The following is a 22,006-nucleotide window of genomic DNA, read 5'->3' as shown; positions in this document are numbered from 1 at the left end:
AGCCTTGCTTGCGCGGATCCCGGGTCGGTCGAGACCCGGGATCATCTTGGTCCCCCGTCAAAGGGTGGGCCGTATGCAAAAGGCGTGCGACGGAACGTTCCGACGCGGGCCGAACACAAAAAAGTGTGGGGATTTGAGGGCTTACCCCTCGAATCTCCACTATTGTCGCCCCATATCGGGTCGACAGCACGAAAGCACGGTGGGCGGGGATGCCGGATTTCCCTGTAAGCCGTTGGGAGAGCAGGCTATTTCGGGCTTTTGCAGTCCGTGAAGACGATCGTTGTGACGGGCGGGCGCGCGTATGCGCCCCGCGCGTCGTTTTGCGTTTTGAAGGTCTGAAGAACGGATTCAGGACATTTTCGCCTGAAGCTGAGTCTCCGGCCCCCAAAACGGGTTCGAAAAATTCAACCCGGGGAGCGGTGGCAGCCGCGTTCCGGACGGCGCGCCCAGAGCGGGCGACGAAAATGAGAGGCCACGATGGCGCAGCAGACATTCACCGGTCGCAAACGCGTTCGCAAGTTTTTCGGACACATCAAGGAAGTCGCAGAGATGCCGAACCTCATTGAGGTTCAGAAGGCGTCCTATGACCAGTTCCTGATGGTCGACGAACCCCAGGGCGGGCGGGCCGATGAAGGCTTGCAGGCGGTGTTCCGCTCGGTGTTTCCGATCTCCGATTTCTCGGGCACCTCAATGCTGGAATTCGTCCGCTACGAGTTCGAGTTGCCGAAGTACGACGTCGACGAGTGCCGCCAGCGCGGCATGACCTTCGCTGCGCCGCTCAAGGTGACGCTGCGCCTCATCGTGTTCGATATCGACGAGGAAACCGGCGCGAAGTCGGTGAAGGACATCAAGGAGCAGGACGTCTACATGGGCGACATCCCGCTCATGACGATGAACGGCACCTTCGTCGTCAACGGCACCGAGCGCGTCATCGTCTCGCAGATGCACCGTTCGCCCGGCGTGTTCTTCGACCACGACAAGGGCAAGACCCATTCCTCGGGCAAGCTGCTGTTCGCCGCCCGCGTGATCCCGTATCGCGGCTCCTGGCTCGACATCGAGTTCGATGCCAAGGACATCGTCTATGCGCGTATCGACCGTCGCCGCAAGATTCCGGTGACGTCGCTGATGTTCGCGCTCGGCCTCGACGGCGAGGCGATCCTCAGCACGTTCTACAAGAGGATTCTCTACAAGCGGACCAAGGAAGGCTGGCGCGTTCCGTTCGACGCCAACCGCTTCCGCGGCTACTCGACCATCAACGACCTGATCGACGCCGACACCGGCAAGGTCGTGCTCGAGGCCGGCAAGAAGCTCACCGTGCGTGCCGCCCGCCAGCTCCAGGAGAAGGGGCTGAAGGCCCTGCGCATGTCGGACGAGGAGCTCGTCGGCAACTACCTCGCCGAGGACCTCGTCAATCCCAAGACCGGCGAGATCCACGCGGAGGCCGGTGAAGAGATCACCGACAAGCTCATGAAGGCCCTCAACGAGCAGGGCTACAAGGAGCTGCCGCTGCTCGACATCGACCACGTCAATGTCGGCGCCTACATCCGCAACACGCTCTCGGCCGACAAGAACATGACGCGCGAGGACGCGCTGTTCGACATCTACCGCGTGATGCGTCCGGGCGAGCCGCCGACGCTGGATTCGGCGCAGGCTATGTTCCAGTCGCTGTTCTTCGACGCCGAGCGCTACGACCTGTCCGCGGTCGGCCGCGTCAAGATGAACATGCGCCTCGACCTCGATGCGCCCGACACCCAGCGTACGCTGCGCAAGGAAGACATCCTCTCCGTCATCAAGACGCTGGTGGATCTGCGCGACGGCAAGGGCGAGATCGACGACATCGACCATCTCGGCAACCGCCGTGTGCGCTCGGTCGGCGAGCTCATGGAGAACCAGTACCGCATCGGCCTCCTGCGCATGGAGCGCGCGATCAAGGAGCGCATGTCCTCGGTCGACATCGACACGGTCATGCCGCAGGACCTGATCAACGCCAAGCCGGCGGCTGCCGCCGTGCGCGAGTTCTTCGGCTCCTCGCAGCTCTCGCAGTTCATGGACCAGACCAACCCGCTGTCGGAGATCACCCACAAGCGGCGTCTGTCGGCGCTTGGACCGGGCGGTCTGACCCGCGAGCGCGCCGGCTTCGAGGTGCGCGACGTGCATCCGACGCATTACGGCCGCATCTGCCCGATCGAGACGCCGGAAGGTCCGAACATCGGCCTGATCAACTCGCTCGCGACCTTCGCGCGCGTGAACAAGTACGGCTTTGTCGAGACGCCTTATCGCAAGGTGAAGGACGGCCGCGTCACCGACGAGGTCGTGTACCTCTCGGCGATGGAGGAGGGCCGCTACACGGTCGCGCAGGCCAACGTGCCGCTCGATCCGAAGGGCCGCTTCACCGAAGATCTCGTCGTCTGCCGTCACGCCGGCGAAGTCTTGCCGGTGACGCCGGACAAGGTCGACTACATGGACGTGTCGCCGAAGCAGCTCGTTTCGGTCGCCGCGGCGCTGATCCCGTTCCTCGAGAACGACGACGCCAACCGCGCGCTGATGGGCTCGAACATGCAGCGCCAGGCGGTGCCGCTGGTTCGCGCCGAGGCGCCGTTCGTCGGCACCGGCATGGAAGGCGTGGTTGCGCGTGACTCGGGTGCCGCGATCGCGGCGCGCCGTTCGGGCGTGATCGACCAGATCGACGCGACCCGCGTCGTCATCCGCGCCACGGAAGATCTCGATCCGACCAAGTCGGGCGTCGATATCTACCGCCTGATGAAGTACCAGCGCTCCAACCAGTCGACCTGCATCAACCAGCGTCCGCTGGTGAAGGTCGGCGACATCGTCAAGAAGGGCGACATCATCGCCGACGGTCCGTCGACCGATCTCGGCGAGCTCGCGCTCGGTCGGAACGTGCTGGTCGCGTTCATGCCGTGGAACGGCTACAACTTCGAAGACTCGATCCTGCTCTCAGAGCGGATCGTGAAGGAAGACGTCTTCACCTCGATCCACATCGAGGAGTTCGAGGTGATGGCCCGCGACACCAAGCTCGGACCTGAGGAAATCACCCGCGACATTCCGAACGTTTCGGAAGAAGCGCTGAAGAACCTCGACGAAGCCGGCATCGTCTACATCGGTGCGGAAGTGCGCGCCGGCGACATCCTGGTCGGCAAGATCACGCCGAAGGGCGAAAGCCCGATGACGCCGGAAGAGAAGCTTCTGCGCGCCATCTTCGGCGAGAAGGCCTCCGACGTCCGCGACACCTCGCTGCGCGTTCCTCCGGGCGTGCAGGGCACCATCGTCGAAGTGCGCGTGTTCAACCGTCACGGCGTCGACAAGGACGAGCGTGCGCTGGCGATCGAGCGGGAAGAGATCGAGCGTCTGGCCAAGGACCGCGACGACGAGCAGGCGATCCTGGACCGCAACGTCTACAACCGTCTTGCCGAGCTCCTCGAGGGACGGCAGGGCATCTCCGGTCCGAAGGGCTTCAAGAAGGACACCAAGATCACCCGTGCGGTGCTCGAGGAGTATCCGAAGTCGCAGTGGTGGCTGTTCGCTTCGCCGAACGACAAGCTGATGGCCGAGATCGAGGCCATGCGGAAGCAGTACGACGAGTCGAAGAAGGGGCTCGAGCAGCGCTTCCTCGACAAGGTCGAGAAGCTCCAGCGCGGTGACGAGCTGCCGCCCGGTGTGATGAAGATGGTCAAGGTCTTCGTCGCGGTGAAGCGCAAGATCCAGCCCGGCGACAAGATGGCCGGCCGCCACGGCAACAAGGGCGTGGTGTCGAAGATCGTGCCGATCGAGGACATGCCGTTCCTCGAGGACGGTACGCATGCCGACATCGTGCTCAACCCGCTGGGCGTGCCCTCGCGCATGAACGTCGGACAGATCCTCGAGACCCATCTCGGCTGGGCCTGCGCCGGCCTCGGCAGGCGTATCGGCCAGACGGTTGATGCCTACCTGTCGAAGCAGGACATCAAGCCGCTGAAGGAGACCTTGAAGAAGGTCTACGGCGAGGACGAGACGATCAAGTCGCTTAACGACGGCGAACTGATCGAGCTCGGCCGCAATTTGAGCCACGGCGTGCCGATCGCGACGCCGGTGTTCGATGGCGCCAAGGAAGCCGACATCGAGGAGATGCTGAAGCTTGCCGGTCTCGACGCTTCGGGTCAGTCGACCGTCTATGACGGCCGCACCGGCGATGCGTTCGATCGCAAGGTGACGGTGGGCTACATCTACATGCTCAAGCTGCATCATCTCGTCGACGACAAGATCCACGCGCGTTCGATCGGTCCGTACTCGCTCGTCACCCAGCAGCCGCTGGGCGGCAAGGCGCAGTTCGGCGGCCAGCGTTTCGGCGAAATGGAGGTGTGGGCGCTCGAGGCTTACGGCGCGGCGTACACGCTCCAGGAGATGCTGACCGTGAAGTCGGACGACGTCGCCGGCCGTACCAAGGTGTACGAGGCGATCGTGCGCGGCGACGACACGTTCGAGGCCGGTATTCCGGAATCGTTCAACGTGCTGGTCAAGGAAATGCGCTCGCTCGGCCTCAACGTCGACCTGCACAATTCCAAGATGGGACCGGCGCCGACGTCGGAAGCGGCCGAGTAATACGACCTTTCATGCCCGGCCGTCACGGCCGGGCATCGGCGCCTTTCCCGAGGCCTTGAGGGCAGGGCGCCCCGCTCGAGTGATTTTCGAATTTGCTGCCGGAGGCGACCGGCACGCGAGGAGAAGACGATGAACCAAGAGATTATGAATCTTTTTAACCCGACGACGCCGGCTCAGGTCTTCGACCAGATCCGGATCTCGATCGCGTCTCCAGAGAAGATTCTGTCCTGGTCCTACGGCGAGATCAAGAAGCCGGAGACCATCAACTACCGTACATTCAAGCCCGAGCGCGACGGCCTGTTCTGCGCGCGTATCTTCGGGCCGATCAAGGACTATGAGTGCTTGTGCGGCAAGTACAAGCGCATGAAGTACAAGGGCATCATCTGCGAGAAGTGCTCGGTCGAGGTCACGCTGTCGCGCGTCCGGCGCGAGCGCATGGGCCATATCGAGCTCGCGGCTCCCGTCGCCCACATCTGGTTCCTGAAGTCGCTGCCCTCGCGCATCGGCCTCCTGCTCGACATGACGCTGAAGGATCTCGAGCGGATCCTCTACTTCGAATACTACGTCGTGCTGGAGCCGGGCCTCACCGCGCTGAAGGACCGTCAGCTGCTGTCGGAAGACGAGTATCTGAAGGCGCAGGACGAGTACGGCCAGGATTCCTTCACCGCCATGATCGGCGCGGAAGCGATCCGCGAGTTGCTCAAGGGCATGGACCTCGAGAAGCTCGAGGCCTCCTTGCGCGTCGAGATGCAGGAGACCGACTCCGACATCAAGCACAAGAAGCTCGCCAAGCGCCTGAAGATCGTGGAAGCGTTCCGCCACTCCGGCAACAAGCCGGAATGGATGATCATGACCGTGGTGCCGGTGATCCCGCCGGACCTGCGTCCGCTGGTGCCGCTGGACGGCGGCCGCTTCGCGACCTCGGACCTCAACGACCTCTACCGCCGCGTCATCAACCGCAACAACCGTTTGAAGCGGCTGATGGAGCTGCGCGCGCCCGACATCATCATCCGCAACGAGAAGCGCATGCTTCAGGAGGCCGTCGACGCGCTGTTCGACAACGGCCGCCGTGGCCGCGTCATCACCGGCGCCAACAAGCGCCCGCTGAAGTCGCTCGCCGACATGCTCAAGGGCAAGCAGGGCCGCTTCCGCCAGAACCTGCTCGGCAAGCGCGTCGACTATTCGGGCCGTTCGGTGATCGTGGTCGGTCCCGAGCTGCGCCTGCATCAGTGCGGCCTGCCGAAGAAGATGGCGCTCGAGCTGTTCAAGCCGTTCATCTATTCGAGGCTTGACGCCAAGGGCCTGTCCACCACCGTGAAGCAGGCGAAGAAGCTGGTCGAGAAAGAGCGGCCCGAGGTCTGGGACATCCTGGACGAGGTGATCCGCGAGCATCCGGTGCTGCTCAACCGCGCACCGACGCTGCATCGTCTCGGCATCCAGGCGTTCGAGCCCGTGCTGATCGAGGGCAAGGCGATCCAGCTCCACCCGCTGGTCTGCGCCGCCTTCAACGCCGACTTCGACGGCGACCAGATGGCCGTGCACGTTCCGCTGTCGCTTGAAGCGCAGCTGGAAGCGCGCGTCCTGATGATGTCGACCAACAACATCCTGCATCCGGCGAACGGCCAGCCGATCATCGTGCCGTCGCAGGACATCGTGCTCGGTCTCTACTACGTCTCCATCATGCGCGAAGGCCTGCCCGGCGAGGGCAAGCTGTTCGGCGACATGGCGGAGCTCGAGCACGCGCTGCACTCGAAGGTCATCCACCTCCACACCAAGATCAAGTACCGGTGGGAAGGCATGGACGAGAGCGGCAAGGTTTCCAAGCGCTGGATCGAGACCACCGCCGGCCGCGTCATGCTCGGTAACCTCCTGCCGAAGAATCCGCGGGTTGCGTACGAGATCATCAACAAGCTGATGACCAAGCGCGAGATCTCCGGTGTGATCGACCAGGTCTACCGCCACTGCGGGCAGAAGGAGACTGTGATCTTCTGCGACCGCATCATGGCGCTCGGCTTCTACAACGCGTTCAAGGCCGGCATCTCGTTCGGCAAGGACGACATGGTCGTGCCGCACGGCAAGTGGAAGATCGTCGACACCACCCGTACGCTGGCGAAGGATTTCGAGCAGCAGTACAACGACGGTCTGATCACCCATGGCGAGAAGTACAACAAGGTCGTCGACGCCTGGTCGAAGGCCACGGAAGAAATCGCCAAGGCGATGATGAAGGAGATCTCCGCCACCAAGAAGACGGCGAGCGGAGCCGATGCCGACATCAACTCGATCTACATGATGGCTCACTCCGGTGCCCGCGGTTCGCCGGCCCAGATGCGCCAGCTCGCCGGCATGCGCGGCCTGATGGCCAAGCCCTCGGGCGAGATCATCGAGACGCCGATCATCTCGAACTTCAAGGAAGGCCTCTCGGTGCTCGAGTACTTCAACTCGACCCACGGCGCCCGCAAGGGCCTCGCGGACACCGCGTTGAAGACCGCGAACTCCGGCTACCTGACCCGTCGTCTGGTCGACGTCGCGCAGGACTGCATCATCACGCAGGCCGACTGCGGCACCAAGCTCGGCATCAAGATGCGCGCCATCGTCGATGCCGGCACCGTGGTCGCTTCGCTCGGCTCGCGCATCCTCGGACGCACGGCCTGCGAAGACGTGCGTGACAGCTCGGGCACGGTGATCATCAAGCGCGATACGCTGATGGAAGAAAGCCATCTGGACGCCATCCAGCAGAGTGGTGTGCAGGAGGTGAAGATCCGTTCGGCTCTGACCTGCGAGCTCGTCAACGGCATCTGCGGCAAGTGCTACGGCCGCGACCTCGCCCGCGGCACGCCGGTCAACCACGGCGAAGCCGTCGGCGTCATCGCGGCGCAGTCGATCGGTGAGCCTGGTACCCAGCTCACGATGCGCACCTTCCACATCGGTGGTGCGGCGCAGCTCAACGAGCAGTCGTTCGTCGAATCCAACTTCGACGGCAAGATCGTGATCAGGAACAAGGCCATCGCCCGCAACAGCGAAGGGCACCTGATCGCCATGGTCCGCAACATGGTGGTGGCGATCGTCGATGCCGACGGCACCGAGCGTGCGACGCACCGTATTCAGTACGGCTCGCGCCTGCACGTCGACGAGGGCGACAACGTCAAGCGCGGCCAGCGCATCGTCGAGTGGGATCCCTACACCCGTCCGCTTCTCACCGAAGTCGAAGGCACCATCGGCTTTGAGGATCTGGTCGAAGGGCAGTCGATCTCGGAAACGCTGGACGAGGCCACCGGTATCGCCAAGCGCGTGGTCATCGACTGGCGCTCGACCCGCGGCGGCTCGGACCTGCGTCCGGCCATCGTGGTCAAGGGCAAGGACGGCAAGGTGCTCAAGCTCGCTCGTGGCGGCGATGCCCGCTACATGCTGTCGGTCGACGCCATTCTCTCGGTCGACATCGGTGCCAAGGTCGCGCCGGGCGACATCCTCGCCCGTGTCTCGACCGAAAGCGCCAAGACGCGTGACATCACCGGCGGTCTGCCGCGGGTGGCGGAACTGTTCGAGGCACGGCGTCCGAAGGATGCGGCGATCATCGCCGAAATCGCGGGCACCATCCGGTTCGGGCGCGACTACAAGAACAAGCGTCGCATCTCGATCGAGCCGATGGACAAGACCGACGAGCCGCGCGAGTACCTGATCCCGAAGGGCAAGCACATCCACCTTCAGGACGGCGACGTCGTCGAAAAGGGCGACTTCATCGTGGAAGGCAACCCGGCGCCGCACGACATCCTGGCGGTCAAGGGCATCGAGGAACTCGCGGCCTATCTGGTCAACGAGATCCAGGAGGTCTACCGGCTCCAGGGCGTGCTCATTAACGACAAGCACATCGAGGTGATTGTCCGTCAGATGCTCCAGAAGGTGGAAGTCACCGACCAGGGCGACACGGACATGATCTCCGGCGAGCAGGTCGACAAGATCGAGTTCGACGCGCTGAACGAGAAGGCAAAGGAAGAGGGCAAGAAGCCCGCCACGGGTACGCCGGTTCTGCTCGGCATCACCAAGGCGAGCCTCCAGACCCGCTCCTTCTTCTCGGCGGCCTCGTTCCAGGAGACCACCCGCGTCCTCACGGAAGCGGCGGTCAATGGCAAGGTCGATCCGCTCGAGGGCCTCAAGGAGAACGTCATCGTCGGCCGGCTGATCCCGGCGGGCACCGGCGCCTCCATGGCCAAGATCCGCGAAGTCGCGATGAAGCGCGACAAGCTGATCCTGGACGAGCGCGAGAAGCAGGCCGCGGTCGTGTCGCCCGCGCCGCCAGAAGCGGAGCCGATGGCGCTGCCGCCTGCGGAATAATGGTTCATCCGTAGGAATACCGAGGACAACGAAAAGGCCGGCGAAAGCCGGCCTTTTTGCTGCTTTGTTTGCCTGCTGCGGTGCGGGATCAACCTTTGTTCATCTTTCCTTCAGGCGCAAAAGCGCTTCTGCTAGGGGAGCTTAGACCGGTGGATCCCGTGACGGGGGCAGGGCCGGAGACCACGGAACTCATATGCTTGATCTCGCAATCGTAGGCGGCGGCCCCGGCGGGCTGATGAGCGCCTGGTATCTGAAGCGTAAGCTCGGCGATCTCTGTCGTGTCACCATCTACGAAGCGTCCGACCGGCTCGGCGGCAAGATCGTCACGCGGAAATTCGATTCCGCGCCGGCGATGTACGAGGCCGGCGTTGCCGAGATCTACGACTACTCGATGACCGGCCCCGATCCGCTGCGCGAGCTGATCCAGCATTTCGGTCTGCAGACCATTCCGATGGATGCCGAGCAGGTGCAGTTCGGCGGCGAGCTCGTCAATGACGTGCCTGGCATGCGCCGCAAATACGGCGACAAGACCGCAGCTGCGATCGAGGCGTTCCGCAAGCGCTGCACCGAGGCGATGTCGCCGATCGAGTATTACGAAGGCGTCGGCGCGCACGACAACGAGAACCCCTGGGCCTACAAGACCGCAGAGCAAGTGCTCGACGAGGAGGTCGAGGACGAAACGGCAAAGCGTTTCTTCAAGGTGATGGCGCGCTCCGACATCGCGACCGAGAGCCACAACACAAACGGGCTCAACGCGCTGAAGAACTATCTGATGGATGTTGACGGCTATATCGGTCTCTATTCCATCCAGAACGGCAACGAGCAGCTGATCGAATGCCTGCAGTCGGAGGTCAATGCCGACATCCACCTCAATCATCGCGTGCTGACCGTCGGCAAGGCGCCGACCGGCCGCTATCAGCTCAAGATGATGAACGGGAAGGGGCCGGAGACGCGCGACTTCGATCTGGTGCTGGTCTGCCTGCCGCATTCCTGGCTCGCAACCGTCGGCTGGGAAGGCGAGCAGCTCCGCAAGTCGATGGTCAAGCACGTCTCTTACTTCGACCGCCCCGCGCATTACCTTCGCGTCTCGATCCTGTTCGAGACCCCGTTCTGGGGCGACAGGATTCCCGGCGCCTGGTTCATGTCGGAAGCCTTCGGCGGCTGCTGCGTCTACAACGAGGGCGCTCGCCACGACGTCGGCAAGCACGGCGTGCTGAACTGGCTCATTCCCGGTTCGGATGCGCTGGCCTTCGCCAATTTGTCGGACCAGGAGCTGATCGATGCCGCGCTGAAATCGCTGCCGGTCTCGCTCGGCGATGCGCGTCTGCATTTCATTGAAGGCAAGATCCATCGTTGGCTGTCGTCGGTGAACGCGCTGCCGGGCGGTTTGCCCGTGCGCGACGTCATGACCAATCACCGGCCGGAGCCGAAGGAACATCCCGGCATTGTCGTGGTCGGCGACTATCTGTTCGACTCGACGCTGAATGGCCTGCTCGACTCCTCGGACGCCGCGACAGACATCATCCTGACCGAGATGATGCGACTGCGCCGCGAGCGCGCGCAGGAGGACGGCAAGCAGGTCTCCGATAAGATCGATCGGGACTATTTCGAGAACTATCGCGGACTTGGTCCCTATAGCGAGGCGTGGCGCCATTTCAGCGATCCCGATTATCTCAGCAACCTGATCGGCATCGTCTGGGGCAAGGCGAAGGGCGCCAAGCTCCTGGTCGCGGGCTCGGCCAGCGGCGAGCTGGTTGGTGCGCTGCGCGAGCGCGGCATCGACGCCTGGGGTATTGAGAACAACCGTGCGATCCACGCCAGGACGCCCAAGGGGTTGCAGAAGTACAACAAGCTCGGCTCGATCACCGACATGCCGTTCAAGGACGGCGCTTTCGACTTCGTGTTCGAGACCAGCCTCTGCCATGTTTCCCCGAAGCAGGTGGTCCGCGCCATCCGCGAGCTTAACCGCGTGGTCAAGACCGGTGTCGTGTTCGGCTCGATCACCTCGGACATGGCCTCGGTGATCATCGACCGCTACGATCTCCTGCGGGGGGGTCAAGAAGCTCGGCACCTGGTGGGAATGGTCCGAACTGTTCTTCGGCAACGGCTTCGACCTGTCGATGCACCGCAAGGACTGCACCGATGCGCTCTGGGAGGCAACGCTTGCCGCCAACAAGGGCCCGGGCCAGTGGTACGCCGACGCCGACAGCTTGCGCTATTCGTTCTTCGACAAGGTCGAGGACGAGGACCGCGACTAGCCGCGGGATCGGAGCGGATTCGCCAATTGCTTTGCCGAATTCATCATGATCGCATAGAATCGGTGCGATAGCGGTAGCCGCTATTTCCTGCTTTCTCTGCGGTCATGCCGGCCGTCAGCATCGGTTGGTATCATGGCGTCCAAGCCTCTCTCGTCCGACAAACAGAAGCTCGCCGTGGAAGAGGCGGCCGAGCTCGACGACAAGCTCGCCGCCGCCGCCAAGCCGGACCTCGAAGACGACGAAGACGAGGAGGATGACGAGCTGGAGCTCGATGACGACGATGAGGATGAGGACCTCGTCGTCTTTACCGCGCGCGAGGCCGCCGGCGCGCTTGCGACCATCCTCGGGTTCGTCAAGCCCTTCCTCGCCAACTACAAGCGGATGCTGTCATTCGTGGCGCTCGGCGTCGTCGTCGAGACGCTGTTCAACGTCATCATGCCGCTCAGCCTGAAGTTCCTGATCGACGACGCGCTCGGCGAGGAGGATTTCCAGGCGCTCTACAAGATCCTCGGCGTGCTGGCGGTCGCCGGCATCCTCACCTCGATCATCGCGGTCTGGTACGAGCGCTGGGATGCGCGGCTCGCGGCCCGCATCATCTCCGACGTCCGCAGGCGCCTGTTCGAGCACGTTCAGGACCTTCCGGCGGCCTATTTCGGCCGCACCAAGCGGGGCGAGATCCTGTCGCGCTTCTCGGTCGACCTCTCGGCCTTCGAAGGTTCGGTCAAGACATTCGCCAATAGTGCCGCGCTGCCGTTCCTGGAATTGATCGCCGGCATCATCCTGATGCTGTTCCTGAGCTGGCAGCTCGCCGTCGTCGCGCTCCTGGTGTTCCCGATCACGTTGATCGGACCGCGCATCCTCACCCCGAAGGCGGTGCAGGCCAATTACGAGCAGAAGCTCAATGAGAGCGCGCTACTCGGCATGGTGCAGGAGAACGTGGCGGCGCAGGCCGTGATCAAGGCGTTCAGCCTGCAGCGCAAGATGTTCGGCTTCTTCACGTTCCGCAATGACGAGACGCGCAACAGGATCGCCTCGGCCGGGTTCCTGTCGACCATGGTGGAGCGGACCGTCACCATCTCGGTTCTGATGCTGCACCTCGTCGTGCTCGCGATCGGCGCCTATCTGGCGACCAAGGGCCAGATCACCATCGGCACCTTCGTCACCTTCGAGAGCGCGTTCTGGGAGGTCTCCTACAACATCGCTCATGTGATGCATTTCATCCCGGTGTCGATCTCCTCCGCTGCCGCGATCCGCCACATGCAGGAACTCCTCGACGAGCCGACGCGCGGCGCCGATCGCCCCGGCGCGCCCGATTTGCCGCGGATCACCAACGACATCACCTTCGACCACGTCACCTTCCAGTACGAAGGCAGCCAGACGCCGGTGCTGGACAATCTCAGCCTCAGGCTCAATGTCGGCAAGCGCATCGCCATCGTCGGCCCCAGCGGCTCCGGCAAGAGTACGCTGCTCAATCTGATCCTGCGGCTCTACGTGCCCGACGAAGGCCGCGTCACCATCGACGGCGTCGACGTCCGCAAGGTGACGCTGGATTCGCTGCGCCGGAGCATGGCGGTGGTGTTCCAGGAGAACATGCTGTTCAACATGTCGATCCGCGAGAACATCCGGCTCGGCAAGGAGGGCGCGACCGACGAGGAGGTGGAGGAAGCGGCCAAGAAGGCGGAGATCCACCGCTACATCATGAGTCTGCCGCAGCGATACGACACGCAGGTCGGCGAGCGCGGCGATACCCTGTCGGGCGGCCAGCGCCAGCGCATCGCGATCGCGCGCGCGATCATCCGCAATCCGTCGTTGCTGCTGCTGGACGAGGCCACCTCCGCGCTCGACCAGACCACGGAAGCGGCGATCAATCGCACGCTGCTGAAGGTTGCCAAAGGGCGCACCATGATCTGGTCGACCCATCGCCTGACCTCGGTGGTCGAGATGGACGAGATCATCGTGATTTCAGGGGGCAGGGCGATCGAACGCGGCTCGCATGCCCAGCTGCTCGCCAAGAACGGTACCTATCGCAAACTTTGGAACGACCAGATCCATCAGCCTCACGGCGCTGCGGCTCACTCCGACGACGACAGCGACGATGCCGACGAGGATGATGAAGACGACCTCGACGAGGATGATGAGGACGAGGACGACGAGGAGGAGTGACCGAGGAAGTTCGGCTCCAGGTGGAAGGCTCGTCCAGCCGGCCGCAGCATCCCCTGAACTGACCACGCGATGAAGCGCGCCCAGCGCTGCGCGGTCCGGTAGGGGCTCGTGCCAAACGAAACCGAGCGGAAGTCGAACGCCTTGGCGGCCGACCATCGATCGCAGGCCCGCTTGACCGGGTCAGCGTAGAATGCGGCGATCTTGGCCGCGCCCGTTCCGTCTGAAGCGAGCCACTGCGGAATGTAGACGTTGCAGAGCCGCTCGACGTCGGTGAAGACCTTGTCGCAGCCGGTGCCGGCGACGGGGCAGGAGGTCGAGAAGGCATCGCCCACAGCACGACGCCGGGCAGGCCACGGGCGGCAGGCGCTGACGACTATTCTCGCGATTCCGACCTGGTGGCGGAGACCAACGTTCAGCCCGTTGGCAACCACGAGCAGGCGGGCCGAGATCGTCTCCCCGTTGGAGAGCACGACCTTCTGCCGCTCCGGGCACGTCTCGACCGAGACAGCCTTGCCGCAGATGCGCTCGACGGCAACAGGGATTTCGTCGCGGACCGCGTTGACCAGGGAATCGTAAAGGATGTTGAACTGCCGGCTCGGGGCCTTGTCGAGCAGGTGGCCGAATCGGGCGATCCAGTTCTCGCCGGCAAAGGTCGCGCGGCGCAGCACCGATTCTGCGATCCCGGTCCGCAAGAATCGCTCGACCTGAACGTGCCCGCTGAGTTTTCGACGCGAAAATCCGCCGAATAGGTCTCATGCGGATCGATCAGTATTGTCGAAATGCCGGCGCGGCCAAGCATCGCGGCGGCGGTCGAGCCTGACAATCCCCCGCCGATAATGGCAATGTCGGTGTACCGCATGGCGTAAATCTCTGCCGCGAGTGTCAGATTGACGCATCAACAGGAAAAAAAGGCTTACCGAGAGTTATAAAAGTATATTTTGCCCGGATATAAATGCCTTTTAGGCTAGCGGAACCGTTGTCCGGTTCCCATATCCGGGAGGCGCGGTGAGTGCCGGCAAAGAGCGATTTTGACAGGTGCCAGAAGCGTTTTCCGACTGTCGTTTCGCCTTGACTTGATCGATTCTCACTTATAGAAAGCGCCTCACTTAACGACAGGCGGTGAGCATAGCCAACGTCGGAACGGGCCACCCGTTGATCCCCAGGGATCGCTAAAGACGGGCACCAACCTCGATGAATGCCGCTCAAACGCTGTCGATCATAGCTAGGCAATGCCAGTGCGATTTTAGTTCTCTTGAGCTCGTTCTCTTGAGACCGATTTCGGATGCATGACCTCGGTGCGCGGGCCGCAGCTTTACGCTGATCGGTCTAGATACTGCGGTCCTCTGTGGCGTCGAAGCGCTTTCCGCTCAGTGATGGAGCGGTTGGCGCGATTTCGCTTTGTGCGGATTGTTCCGCGGAAGGCGGCCTCGTCGGGCGGGTAGCTCGAAACGAATTTGCGGTCCCGGCAACGGGCCGCGGTAAGACAGCGGGCCCGGAAGGGGCCGCGGCAGAACAAAGGGTAAGGCCAGGATGCCGACGATCAACCAGCTGATCGCACAACCGCGTGAAGTGCAGAAGTCGCGCAAGAAGGTGCCGGCGCTGCAGCAGTCGCCGCAGAAGCGCGGCGTTTGTACGCGCGTCTACACCACGACCCCGAAGAAGCCGAACTCGGCGCTTCGTAAGGTTGCCAAGGTGCGTCTGACCAATGGCTTCGAGGTGATCGGCTACATCCCGGGTGAGGGCCATAACCTTCAGGAGCACTCGGTGGTCATGATCCGCGGCGGTCGTGTCAAGGACTTGCCCGGCGTGCGCTACCACATCCTCCGCGGCGTTCTGGATACCCAGGGCGTCAAAAACCGTAAGCAGCGTCGTTCGAAGTACGGCGCGAAGCGTCCGAAGTAAGCGGGAACCAGCTCAATGTCTCGTCGCCACTCAGCGGAAAAGCGCGAAGTTCTTCCCGATCCGAAGTTCGGGAACATCATCGTTACGAAGTTCATGAATTCGGTGATGTACGCCGGCAAGAAGTCGGTCGCCGAAGGCATCGTCTACGGTGCATTCGGTATCATCGAAAGCAAGACCAAGCAGAACCCGCTCGGCGTGTTCGAGCAGGCACTCGAGAACGTCATGCCGACGATCGAAGTGCGCTCCCGCCGCGTCGGTGGCGCGACCTACCAGGTTCCGGTCGAGGTTCGCTCGACCCGCCGGCAGGCTCTGGGCATTCGCTGGCTGATCTCGGCTGCGCGCGAGCGCAATGAAAAGACGATGACGGAGCGGCTCTCGGCTGAGCTTCTGGATGCATCGAACAACCGCGGGAACGCCGTCAAGAAGCGTGAAGACGTGCACCGGATGGCGGAAGCCAACCGCGCCTTCTCGCACTATCGCTGGTAACGGCGACACCTAACGGACTCGCAAGGAACACCCTATGCCCCGCCAACATGCCATCGAGGACTACCGTAACTTCGGTATCATGGCGCATATCGACGCCGGCAAGACGACGACGACCGAGCGCATCCTCTATTACACCGGCAAGAGCCACAAGATCGGCGAAGTGCACGAAGGTGCCGCGACGATGGACTGGATGGAGCAGGAGCAGGAACGGGGCATCACGATCACCTCGGCTGCGACCACCGCGTTCTGGGCCGGCAAGCGCCTGAACATCATCGACACTCCTGGCCACGTCGACTTCACCATCGAAGTCGAGCGTTCGCTGCGCGTGCTCGACGGCGCCGTTTGCGTACTCGACTCCAACCAGGGCGTCGAGCCCCAGACCGAGACTGTCTGGCGTCAGGGCGACAAGTACAAGGTTCCGCGGATTGTCTTCTGCAACAAGATGGACAAGACCGGCGCCGACTTCTTCAAGTGTCTCTCCGACATCGTCGATCGTCTTGGCGCGCGCCCGGTTGCGATTCAGCTTCCGATCGGCTCCGAGAATAACTTCAAGGGCATGATCGACCTCGTTCGCATGCAGGCGCTGGTTTACAATCAGGACTCGCTTGGCTCGATGTACGATGTCGAGGCGATTCCTGCTGACCTCGCCGACCAGGCGAAGGAGTATCGCGAGAAGCTGGTGGAAGCCGCCGTCGAGCTCGACGATGACGCCATGGCTGCTTACCTCGACGGCAACGAGCCGGACGAGGAGACGCTGAAGAGGCTCATCCGCAAGGCCGTTCTCACCGGTGCCTTCTATCCGGTTCTTTGCGGCACCGCGTTCAAGAACAAGGGCGTGCAGCCCCTGCTCGACGCAGTTGTCGCTTACCTGCCGTCGCCGCTCGACGTGCCCGCGATCAAGGGCATCGACGACAAGGGTAACGAAGTCGTGCGCAAGGCGGACGACAAGGAGCCGCTCGCTCTGCTCGCGTTCAAGATCATGGACGACCCGTTCGTCGGCACTATCACCTTCTGCCGCATCTACTCGGGCATCCTGCAGAGCGGCACCGGCGTCGTGAACTCGACGCGTGAGAAGAAGGAGCGCATCGGGCGCATGCTGCTGATGCATGCGAACAACCGCGAAGACATCAAGGAAGCCTATGCGGGCGACATCGTCGCGCTGGCCGGCCTGAAGGAAGCGCGCACCGGTGACACGCTGTGCGATCCGGACAAGCAGGTGATCCTGGAGAAGATGGAATTCCCCGAGCCGGTCATCGAGATCGCGATCGAGCCGAAGTCCAAGGCCGACCAGGAGAAGCTGGGCGTGGCGCTGGCCAAGCTCGCCGCGGAGGATCCGTCCTTCCGCGTGACGACCGACCACGAGTCCGGCCAGACCATCCTCAAGGGCATGGGCGAACTTCATCTTGACATCAAGGTCGACATCCTGAAGCGCACCTACAAGGTCGATGCCAACATCGGCGCGCCGCAGGTCGCCTTCCGTGAGCGCATCACCAAGCGGGTTGAGCACAGCTACACCCACAAGAAGCAGACCGGCGGTACCGGTCAGTTCGCTGCGGTGTCGTTCATCGTCGAGCCGAACGAGGCCGGGAAGGGCTTTGAGTTCGAATCGAAGATCGTCGGCGGCGCGGTGCCGAAGGAATACATCCCCGGCGTCGAGAAGGGCCTCGAGAGCGTGCTGTCGTCCGGCGTGGTCGCGGGCTTCCCGGTGGTCGACGTCAAGGTGCAGCTCGTCGACGGCAAGTATCACGACGTCGACTCGTCGGCGCTCGCCTTCGAAATCGCCTCGCGCGCCTGCTTCCGCGAAGCGCTGCAGATGGGCAAGTCCGTCCTGCTCGAGCCGATCATGAAGGTCGAAGTGGTGACACCGGAAGACTACACCGGCTCGGTCATCGGCGACCTGAATTCCCGGCGCGGTCAGATCCAGGGCCAAGACATGCGTGGCAACGCCAACGTCATCAACGCGATGGTGCCGCTCATGAACATGTTCGGTTACGTGAATAACCTGCGCTCGATGAGCCAGGGTCGCGCAACCTTCACCATGCAGTTCGACCACTACGCAGAAGCGCCGGCTAACGTGTCGGCAGAAGTCCAGAAGAAGTTTGCCTGATTGTCGTCGGTCCCAAGCTGACGATTGAACGGAGAGTCAAATGGCCAAAGCAAAGTTTGAACGTACCAAACCGCACTGCAACATCGGCACCATCGGTCACGTCGACCATGGCAAGACGTCGCTGACCGCGGCGATTACCAAGGTGCTCGCCGAAGTCGGCGGTGCGACGTTCACCGCGTACGACCAGATCGACAAGGCACCGGAAGAGAAGGCGCGCGGCATCACCATCTCGACCGCTCACGTCGAGTATGAGACGCCGAACCGCCATTACGCCCACGTCGACTGCCCCGGCCACGCCGACTACGTGAAGAACATGATCACCGGCGCCGCCCAGATGGACGGTGCGATCCTGGTCGTGTCGGCTGCTGACGGCCCGATGCCGCAGACCCGTGAGCACATCCTGCTCGCCCGCCAGGTCGGCGTGCCCGCGCTCGTCGTGTTCCTCAACAAGTGCGACATGGTCGACGATCCGGAGCTGCTCGAGCTCGTCGAGCTCGAAGTCCGCGAGCTGCTCTCGAAGTACGAATTCCCCGGCGACAAGATTCCGATCATCAAGGGTTCGGCACTCGCCGCTCTCGAAGATTCGGACAAGAAGCTCGGCCACGACGCCATCATCGAGCTGATGAAGAACGTCGACGAGTACATCCCGCAGCCGGAGCGCCCGATCGACCAGCCGTTCCTGATGCCGGTTGAAGACGTGTTCTCGATCTCGGGCCGCGGCACCGTCGTGACCGGCCGTGTCGAGCGCGGCGTCGTCAAGGTCGGCGAGGAAATCGAGATCGTCGGTCTGCGTGCGACCCAGAAGACCACGGTCACGGGCGTCGAAATGTTCCGCAAGCTGCTCGATCAGGGCCAGGCCGGCGACAACATCGGCGCGCTGCTCCGCGGCACCAAGCGCGAGGACGTCGAGCGCGGCCAGGTTCTGGCCAAGCCGGGTTCGGTCAAGCCGCACACCAAGTTCAAGGCTGAGGCTTACATCCTCACCAAGGAAGAGGGCGGTCGCCACACCCCGTTCTTCACCAACTACCGTCCGCAGTTCTACTTCCGCACCACCGACGTGACCGGTGTCGTGCACCTGCCGGAAGGCACCGAGATGGTGATGCCGGGCGACAACATCGCGATGGAAGTGCACCTGATCGTGCCGATCGCGATGGAAGAGAAGCTCCGCTTCGCGATCCGCGAAGGCGGCCGTACCGTCGGCGCCGGCGTCGTCGCCTCGATCATCGAGTAATTACGCGAATAGGGATTGGCGAGTAGCGAGTGGTGACATTCGCTATTCGCTATTCGCCACCCACTGAAGAGAGACCACGGCAATGAACGGCCAAAATATTCGTATCCGTCTCAAGGCGTTCGACCATCGTATTCTCGATACGTCGACGCGTGAGATCGTGAACACGGCGAAGCGCACCGGCGCGCAGGTTCGCGGACCCATTCCGCTGCCCACCCGCATCGAGAAGTTCACCGTCAACCGTTCGCCCCACGTCGACAAGAAGAGCCGCGAACAGTTCGAGATGCGCACCCACAAGCGCCTGCTCGACATCGTCGATCCGACCCCGCAGACCGTCGACGCTTTGATGAAGCTCGACCTGGCCGCCGGTGTCGACGTCGAGATCAAGCTCTAAGATTTTTGGATCCCGTCCGCGCAAGCGGACAGAAAGAACAGGAAGCAAGCCGATGCGCTCCGGAGTGATCGCACAAAAGGTCGGGATGACGCGGGTCTTTACGGAGGCCGGCGAACATATCCCCGTGACCGTGCTGAAGCTCGGCAATTGCCAGGTCGTAGGCCACCGCACCGAAGAGAAGAACGGTTACGTCGCGCTCCAGCTCGGTTCTGGCAGCCGCAAGACCGTGTACATGCCCAAGGCTGAGCGCGGACAGTTCGCGGTCGCCAAGGTTGAGCCCAAGCGCCGGGTCGAGGAATTCCGCGTGACCGCGGATGCGATGATCCCGGTCGGCGCCGAGATCCAGGCCGATCACTTCGTCGTCGGCCAGTTCGTCGACGTCACCGGCACCTCGGTCGGTAAGGGTTTTGCCGGCGGTATGAAGCGCTGGAACTTCGGCGGTCTGCGCGCCACGCACGGTGTGTCGATCTCGCACCGTTCGATCGGTTCGACCGGTGGCCGTCAGGACCCCGGCAAGACCTGGAAGAACAAGAAGATGCCCGGCCACATGGGTGTCGATCGCATCACCACGCTCAACCTTCGCGTCGTTCAGACCGATGTTGAGCGCGGCCTGATCCTCGTCGAAGGCGCCGTTCCCGGCTCCAAGGGCGGCTGGATCCGCGTGCGCGACGCCGTCAAGAAGCCGCTGCCGAAGGACGCTCCGAAGCCCGGTAAGTTCAAGGTTGCCGGCGGCGAAGCCGAGGCTGCGGCCCAGCAGGAGGGTGTGTGAGATGGAATTGAAGGTCACCACCCTCGAAGGTAAGGAAGCCGGCTCGGTCCAGCTCTCCGACGCCATTTTCGGCCTCGAGCCGCGCGAAGACATCATCGCGCGCTGCGTCCAGTGGCAGCTCAACAAGCGCCAGGCCGGCACGCACAAGGCCAAGGGCCGCGCCGAGATCTGGCGCACCGGCAAGAAGATGTACAAGCAGAAGGGCACCGGCGGTGCTCGTCACGGCTCGGCCCGCGTGCCGCAGTTCCGCGGCGGCGGCCGTGCCTTCGGTCCGGTGGTGCGTTCGCACGCTACCGACCTGCCGAAGAAGGTCCGCGCGCTCGCTCTGAAGCATGCGCTCTCGGCCAAGGCCAAGGACGGTGATCTCGTGGTGATCGAGAAGGCCGCGCTGGAAGCCGCCAAGACCAAGGCGCTGCTCGGTCATTTCTCGGGCCTCGGGCTCACCAACGCGCTGATCATCGACGGTGCCGAGCTCAACACCGGCTTTGCCGCTGCGGCCCGCAACATCCCGAACATGGACGTGCTGCCGATCCAGGGCATCAACGTCTATGACATCCTGCGCCGTCAGAAGCTCGTTCTGACCAAGGCCGCCATCGATGCGCTGGAGGCGCGCTTCAAATGACGAAGAACATCGAGCCTCGCCACTACGACGTGATCCTGTCGCCGGTCGTGACCGAAAAGGCGACGATCGCCTCGGAGCACAACAAGGTGCTGTTCAAGGTGGCCGCGAAGGCAACCAAGCCGCAGATCAAGGAAGCGATCGAGAAGCTGTTCGACGTCAAGGTCAAGAGCGTCAACACGCTGGTCCGCAAGGGCAAGACCAAGGTCTTCCGCGGCAATCTCGGCTCGCAGTCGAATAGCAAGCGCGCGATCGTGACCCTCGAAGAGGGCCACCGGATCGACGTCACCACCGGTCTGTAAGGTCGTACGACGATGGCACTGAAGAAATTCAATCCCACGACGCCGGGCCAGCGCCAGCTGGTCATGGTTGATCGTTCGGCCCTCTACAAGGGCAAGCCGGTCAAGGCGCTCACCGAGGGCAAGCATTCCTCGGGCGGCCGCAACAACACCGGTCGCATCACCGTGCGCTTCCGTGGCGGCGGTCACAAGAAGACGCTGCGCACGGTCGATTTCAAGCGCGAGAAGATCGACGTCCCCGCGACCGTCGAGCGGCTCGAGTACGATCCGAACCGCACCGGCTTCATTGCGCTGATCAAGTATCAGGACGGCGAGCAGGCCTACATCCTGGCGCCGCAGCGCCTGGCCGTGGGTGACACCATTATCGCCGGCAACTACGTCGACGTGAAGCCGGGCAACGTCATGCCGCTCGGCAACATGCCGGTCGGCACGATCATCCACAACATCGAGACCAAGATCGGGAAGGGCGGCCAGCTCGCCCGTTCCGCGGGTACCTATGCTCAGCTCGTCGGTCGCGACCAGGACTACGTGATCATCCGCCTGAACTCGGGCGAGCAGCGCCTGGTGCACGGCCGCTGCCGCGGCACGATCGGCGCGGTGTCGAACCCGGATCACATGAACACCTCGATCGGCAAGGCCGGCCGCAAGCGTTGGATGGGCCGTCGCCCGCACAACCGCGGTGTCGCGATGAACCCGATCGACCATCCGCACGGCGGTGGTGAAGGTCGTACCTCGGGCGGTCGCCACCCGGTCACCCCGTGGGGCAAGCCGACCAAGGGCAAGAAGACCCGCACCAACAAGTCGACCAACAAATTCATTCTCCTAAGCCGCCACAAGCGGAAGAAGTAAGGAACGC

General features: G+C 63.0%; 13 protein-coding genes and 2 pseudogenes. 13 read left to right on the top strand and 2 right to left on the bottom strand.

Annotated features, from left to right (window positions below; all coding sequences use genetic code 11):
- Window positions 1–477 precede the first annotated feature (477 nt).
- The 4 genes and pseudogenes from rpoB (at window position 478) to AC629_RS05625 (ending at window position 13,346) form a co-directional block, all read left to right on the top strand.
- Window positions 478–4,596, top strand: a complete 4,119-nt coding sequence (gene rpoB / locus AC629_RS05640; protein WP_084803768.1) for a DNA-directed RNA polymerase subunit beta — start codon at window positions 478–480, stop codon at window positions 4,594–4,596.
- Window positions 4,597–4,725: 129 nt separating this feature from the next.
- Complete coding sequence (rpoC, locus tag AC629_RS05635) at window positions 4,726–8,925, top strand: DNA-directed RNA polymerase subunit beta' (RefSeq protein ID WP_084803767.1); 4,200 nt, start codon at window positions 4,726–4,728, stop codon at window positions 8,923–8,925.
- A gap of 193 nt (window positions 8,926–9,118) precedes the next feature.
- Window positions 9,119–11,183, top strand: a pseudogene (locus AC629_RS05630) (FAD-dependent oxidoreductase).
- A gap of 132 nt (window positions 11,184–11,315) precedes the next feature.
- Window positions 11,316–13,346: an ABC transporter ATP-binding protein gene (locus AC629_RS05625; protein ID WP_084803766.1), complete on the top strand. Its 2,031-nt coding sequence runs from the start codon at window positions 11,316–11,318 to the stop codon at window positions 13,344–13,346.
- On the opposite strand, the pseudogene AC629_RS05620 reads toward AC629_RS05625, so the two are convergent.
- Window positions 13,256–14,205 (bottom strand): annotated as a pseudogene (locus tag AC629_RS05620) (FAD-dependent oxidoreductase). The gene AC629_RS05625 and the pseudogene AC629_RS05620 overlap by 91 nt on opposite strands.
- 23 nt (window positions 14,206–14,228) lie before the next feature.
- The gene (locus AC629_RS44965; RefSeq protein ID WP_143198932.1) at window positions 14,229–14,495 is read right to left on the bottom strand and encodes a hypothetical protein; all 267 of its coding nucleotides are present in this window, start codon (window positions 14,493–14,495) and stop codon (window positions 14,229–14,231) included.
- Between the two features lie 381 nt (window positions 14,496–14,876).
- Here AC629_RS44965 and rpsL point away from each other — a divergent pair, with 381 nt between their 5' ends.
- From rpsL to rplB, 9 genes are all read left to right on the top strand, one after another.
- Window positions 14,877–15,248, top strand: a complete 372-nt coding sequence (rpsL, locus tag AC629_RS05615; protein ID WP_007603006.1) for a 30S ribosomal protein S12 — start codon at window positions 14,877–14,879, stop codon at window positions 15,246–15,248.
- Window positions 15,249–15,263: 15 nt separating this feature from the next.
- A complete protein-coding gene (gene rpsG, locus AC629_RS05610; protein ID WP_008136420.1) occupies window positions 15,264–15,734 on the top strand; it encodes a 30S ribosomal protein S7 in 471 nt (156 codons plus the stop codon).
- A 34-nt stretch (window positions 15,735–15,768) separates the two neighbouring features.
- Window positions 15,769–17,841 carry an elongation factor G gene (fusA, locus tag AC629_RS05605; protein ID WP_084803765.1) on the top strand — a complete coding sequence of 691 codons (2,073 nt, stop codon included), beginning with the start codon at window positions 15,769–15,771 and terminating at the stop codon, window positions 17,839–17,841.
- A 40-nt stretch (window positions 17,842–17,881) separates the two neighbouring features.
- On the top strand, window positions 17,882–19,072 hold the full coding sequence (gene tuf / locus AC629_RS05600; RefSeq protein WP_084803764.1) for an elongation factor Tu: 1,191 nt from the start codon (window positions 17,882–17,884) through the stop codon (window positions 19,070–19,072).
- An 82-nt stretch (window positions 19,073–19,154) separates the two neighbouring features.
- Window positions 19,155–19,463 carry a 30S ribosomal protein S10 gene (rpsJ, locus tag AC629_RS05595; RefSeq protein ID WP_002712302.1) on the top strand — a complete coding sequence of 103 codons (309 nt, stop codon included), beginning with the start codon at window positions 19,155–19,157 and terminating at the stop codon, window positions 19,461–19,463.
- 52 nt (window positions 19,464–19,515) lie between these two features.
- Window positions 19,516–20,232, top strand: coding sequence for a 50S ribosomal protein L3 (gene rplC / locus AC629_RS05590; protein ID WP_084803763.1), 717 nt, complete (start codon window positions 19,516–19,518; stop codon window positions 20,230–20,232).
- 1 nt (window position 20,233) lies between these two features.
- Window positions 20,234–20,854 carry a 50S ribosomal protein L4 gene (gene rplD / locus AC629_RS05585; protein WP_084803762.1) on the top strand — a complete coding sequence of 207 codons (621 nt, stop codon included), beginning with the start codon at window positions 20,234–20,236 and terminating at the stop codon, window positions 20,852–20,854.
- Window positions 20,851–21,153 (top strand): 50S ribosomal protein L23, encoded by a 303-nt coding sequence (locus AC629_RS05580; protein WP_008136362.1) that lies wholly within the window; start codon window positions 20,851–20,853, stop codon window positions 21,151–21,153. The genes rplD and AC629_RS05580 overlap by 4 nt, the downstream gene beginning before the upstream one ends.
- Window positions 21,154–21,165: 12 nt before the next feature.
- Window positions 21,166–21,999, top strand: coding sequence for a 50S ribosomal protein L2 (rplB, locus tag AC629_RS05575; RefSeq protein WP_084803761.1), 834 nt, complete (start codon window positions 21,166–21,168; stop codon window positions 21,997–21,999).
- Window positions 22,000–22,006 lie beyond the last annotated feature (7 nt).

The organism is Bradyrhizobium sp. NAS80.1, assembly GCF_001908205.1.
Lineage (GTDB): Bacteria > Pseudomonadota > Alphaproteobacteria > Rhizobiales > Xanthobacteraceae > Bradyrhizobium.
The sequence above is the reverse complement of the archived record's forward strand: the minus strand, read 5'-3'. Positions and strand labels throughout refer to the sequence as shown.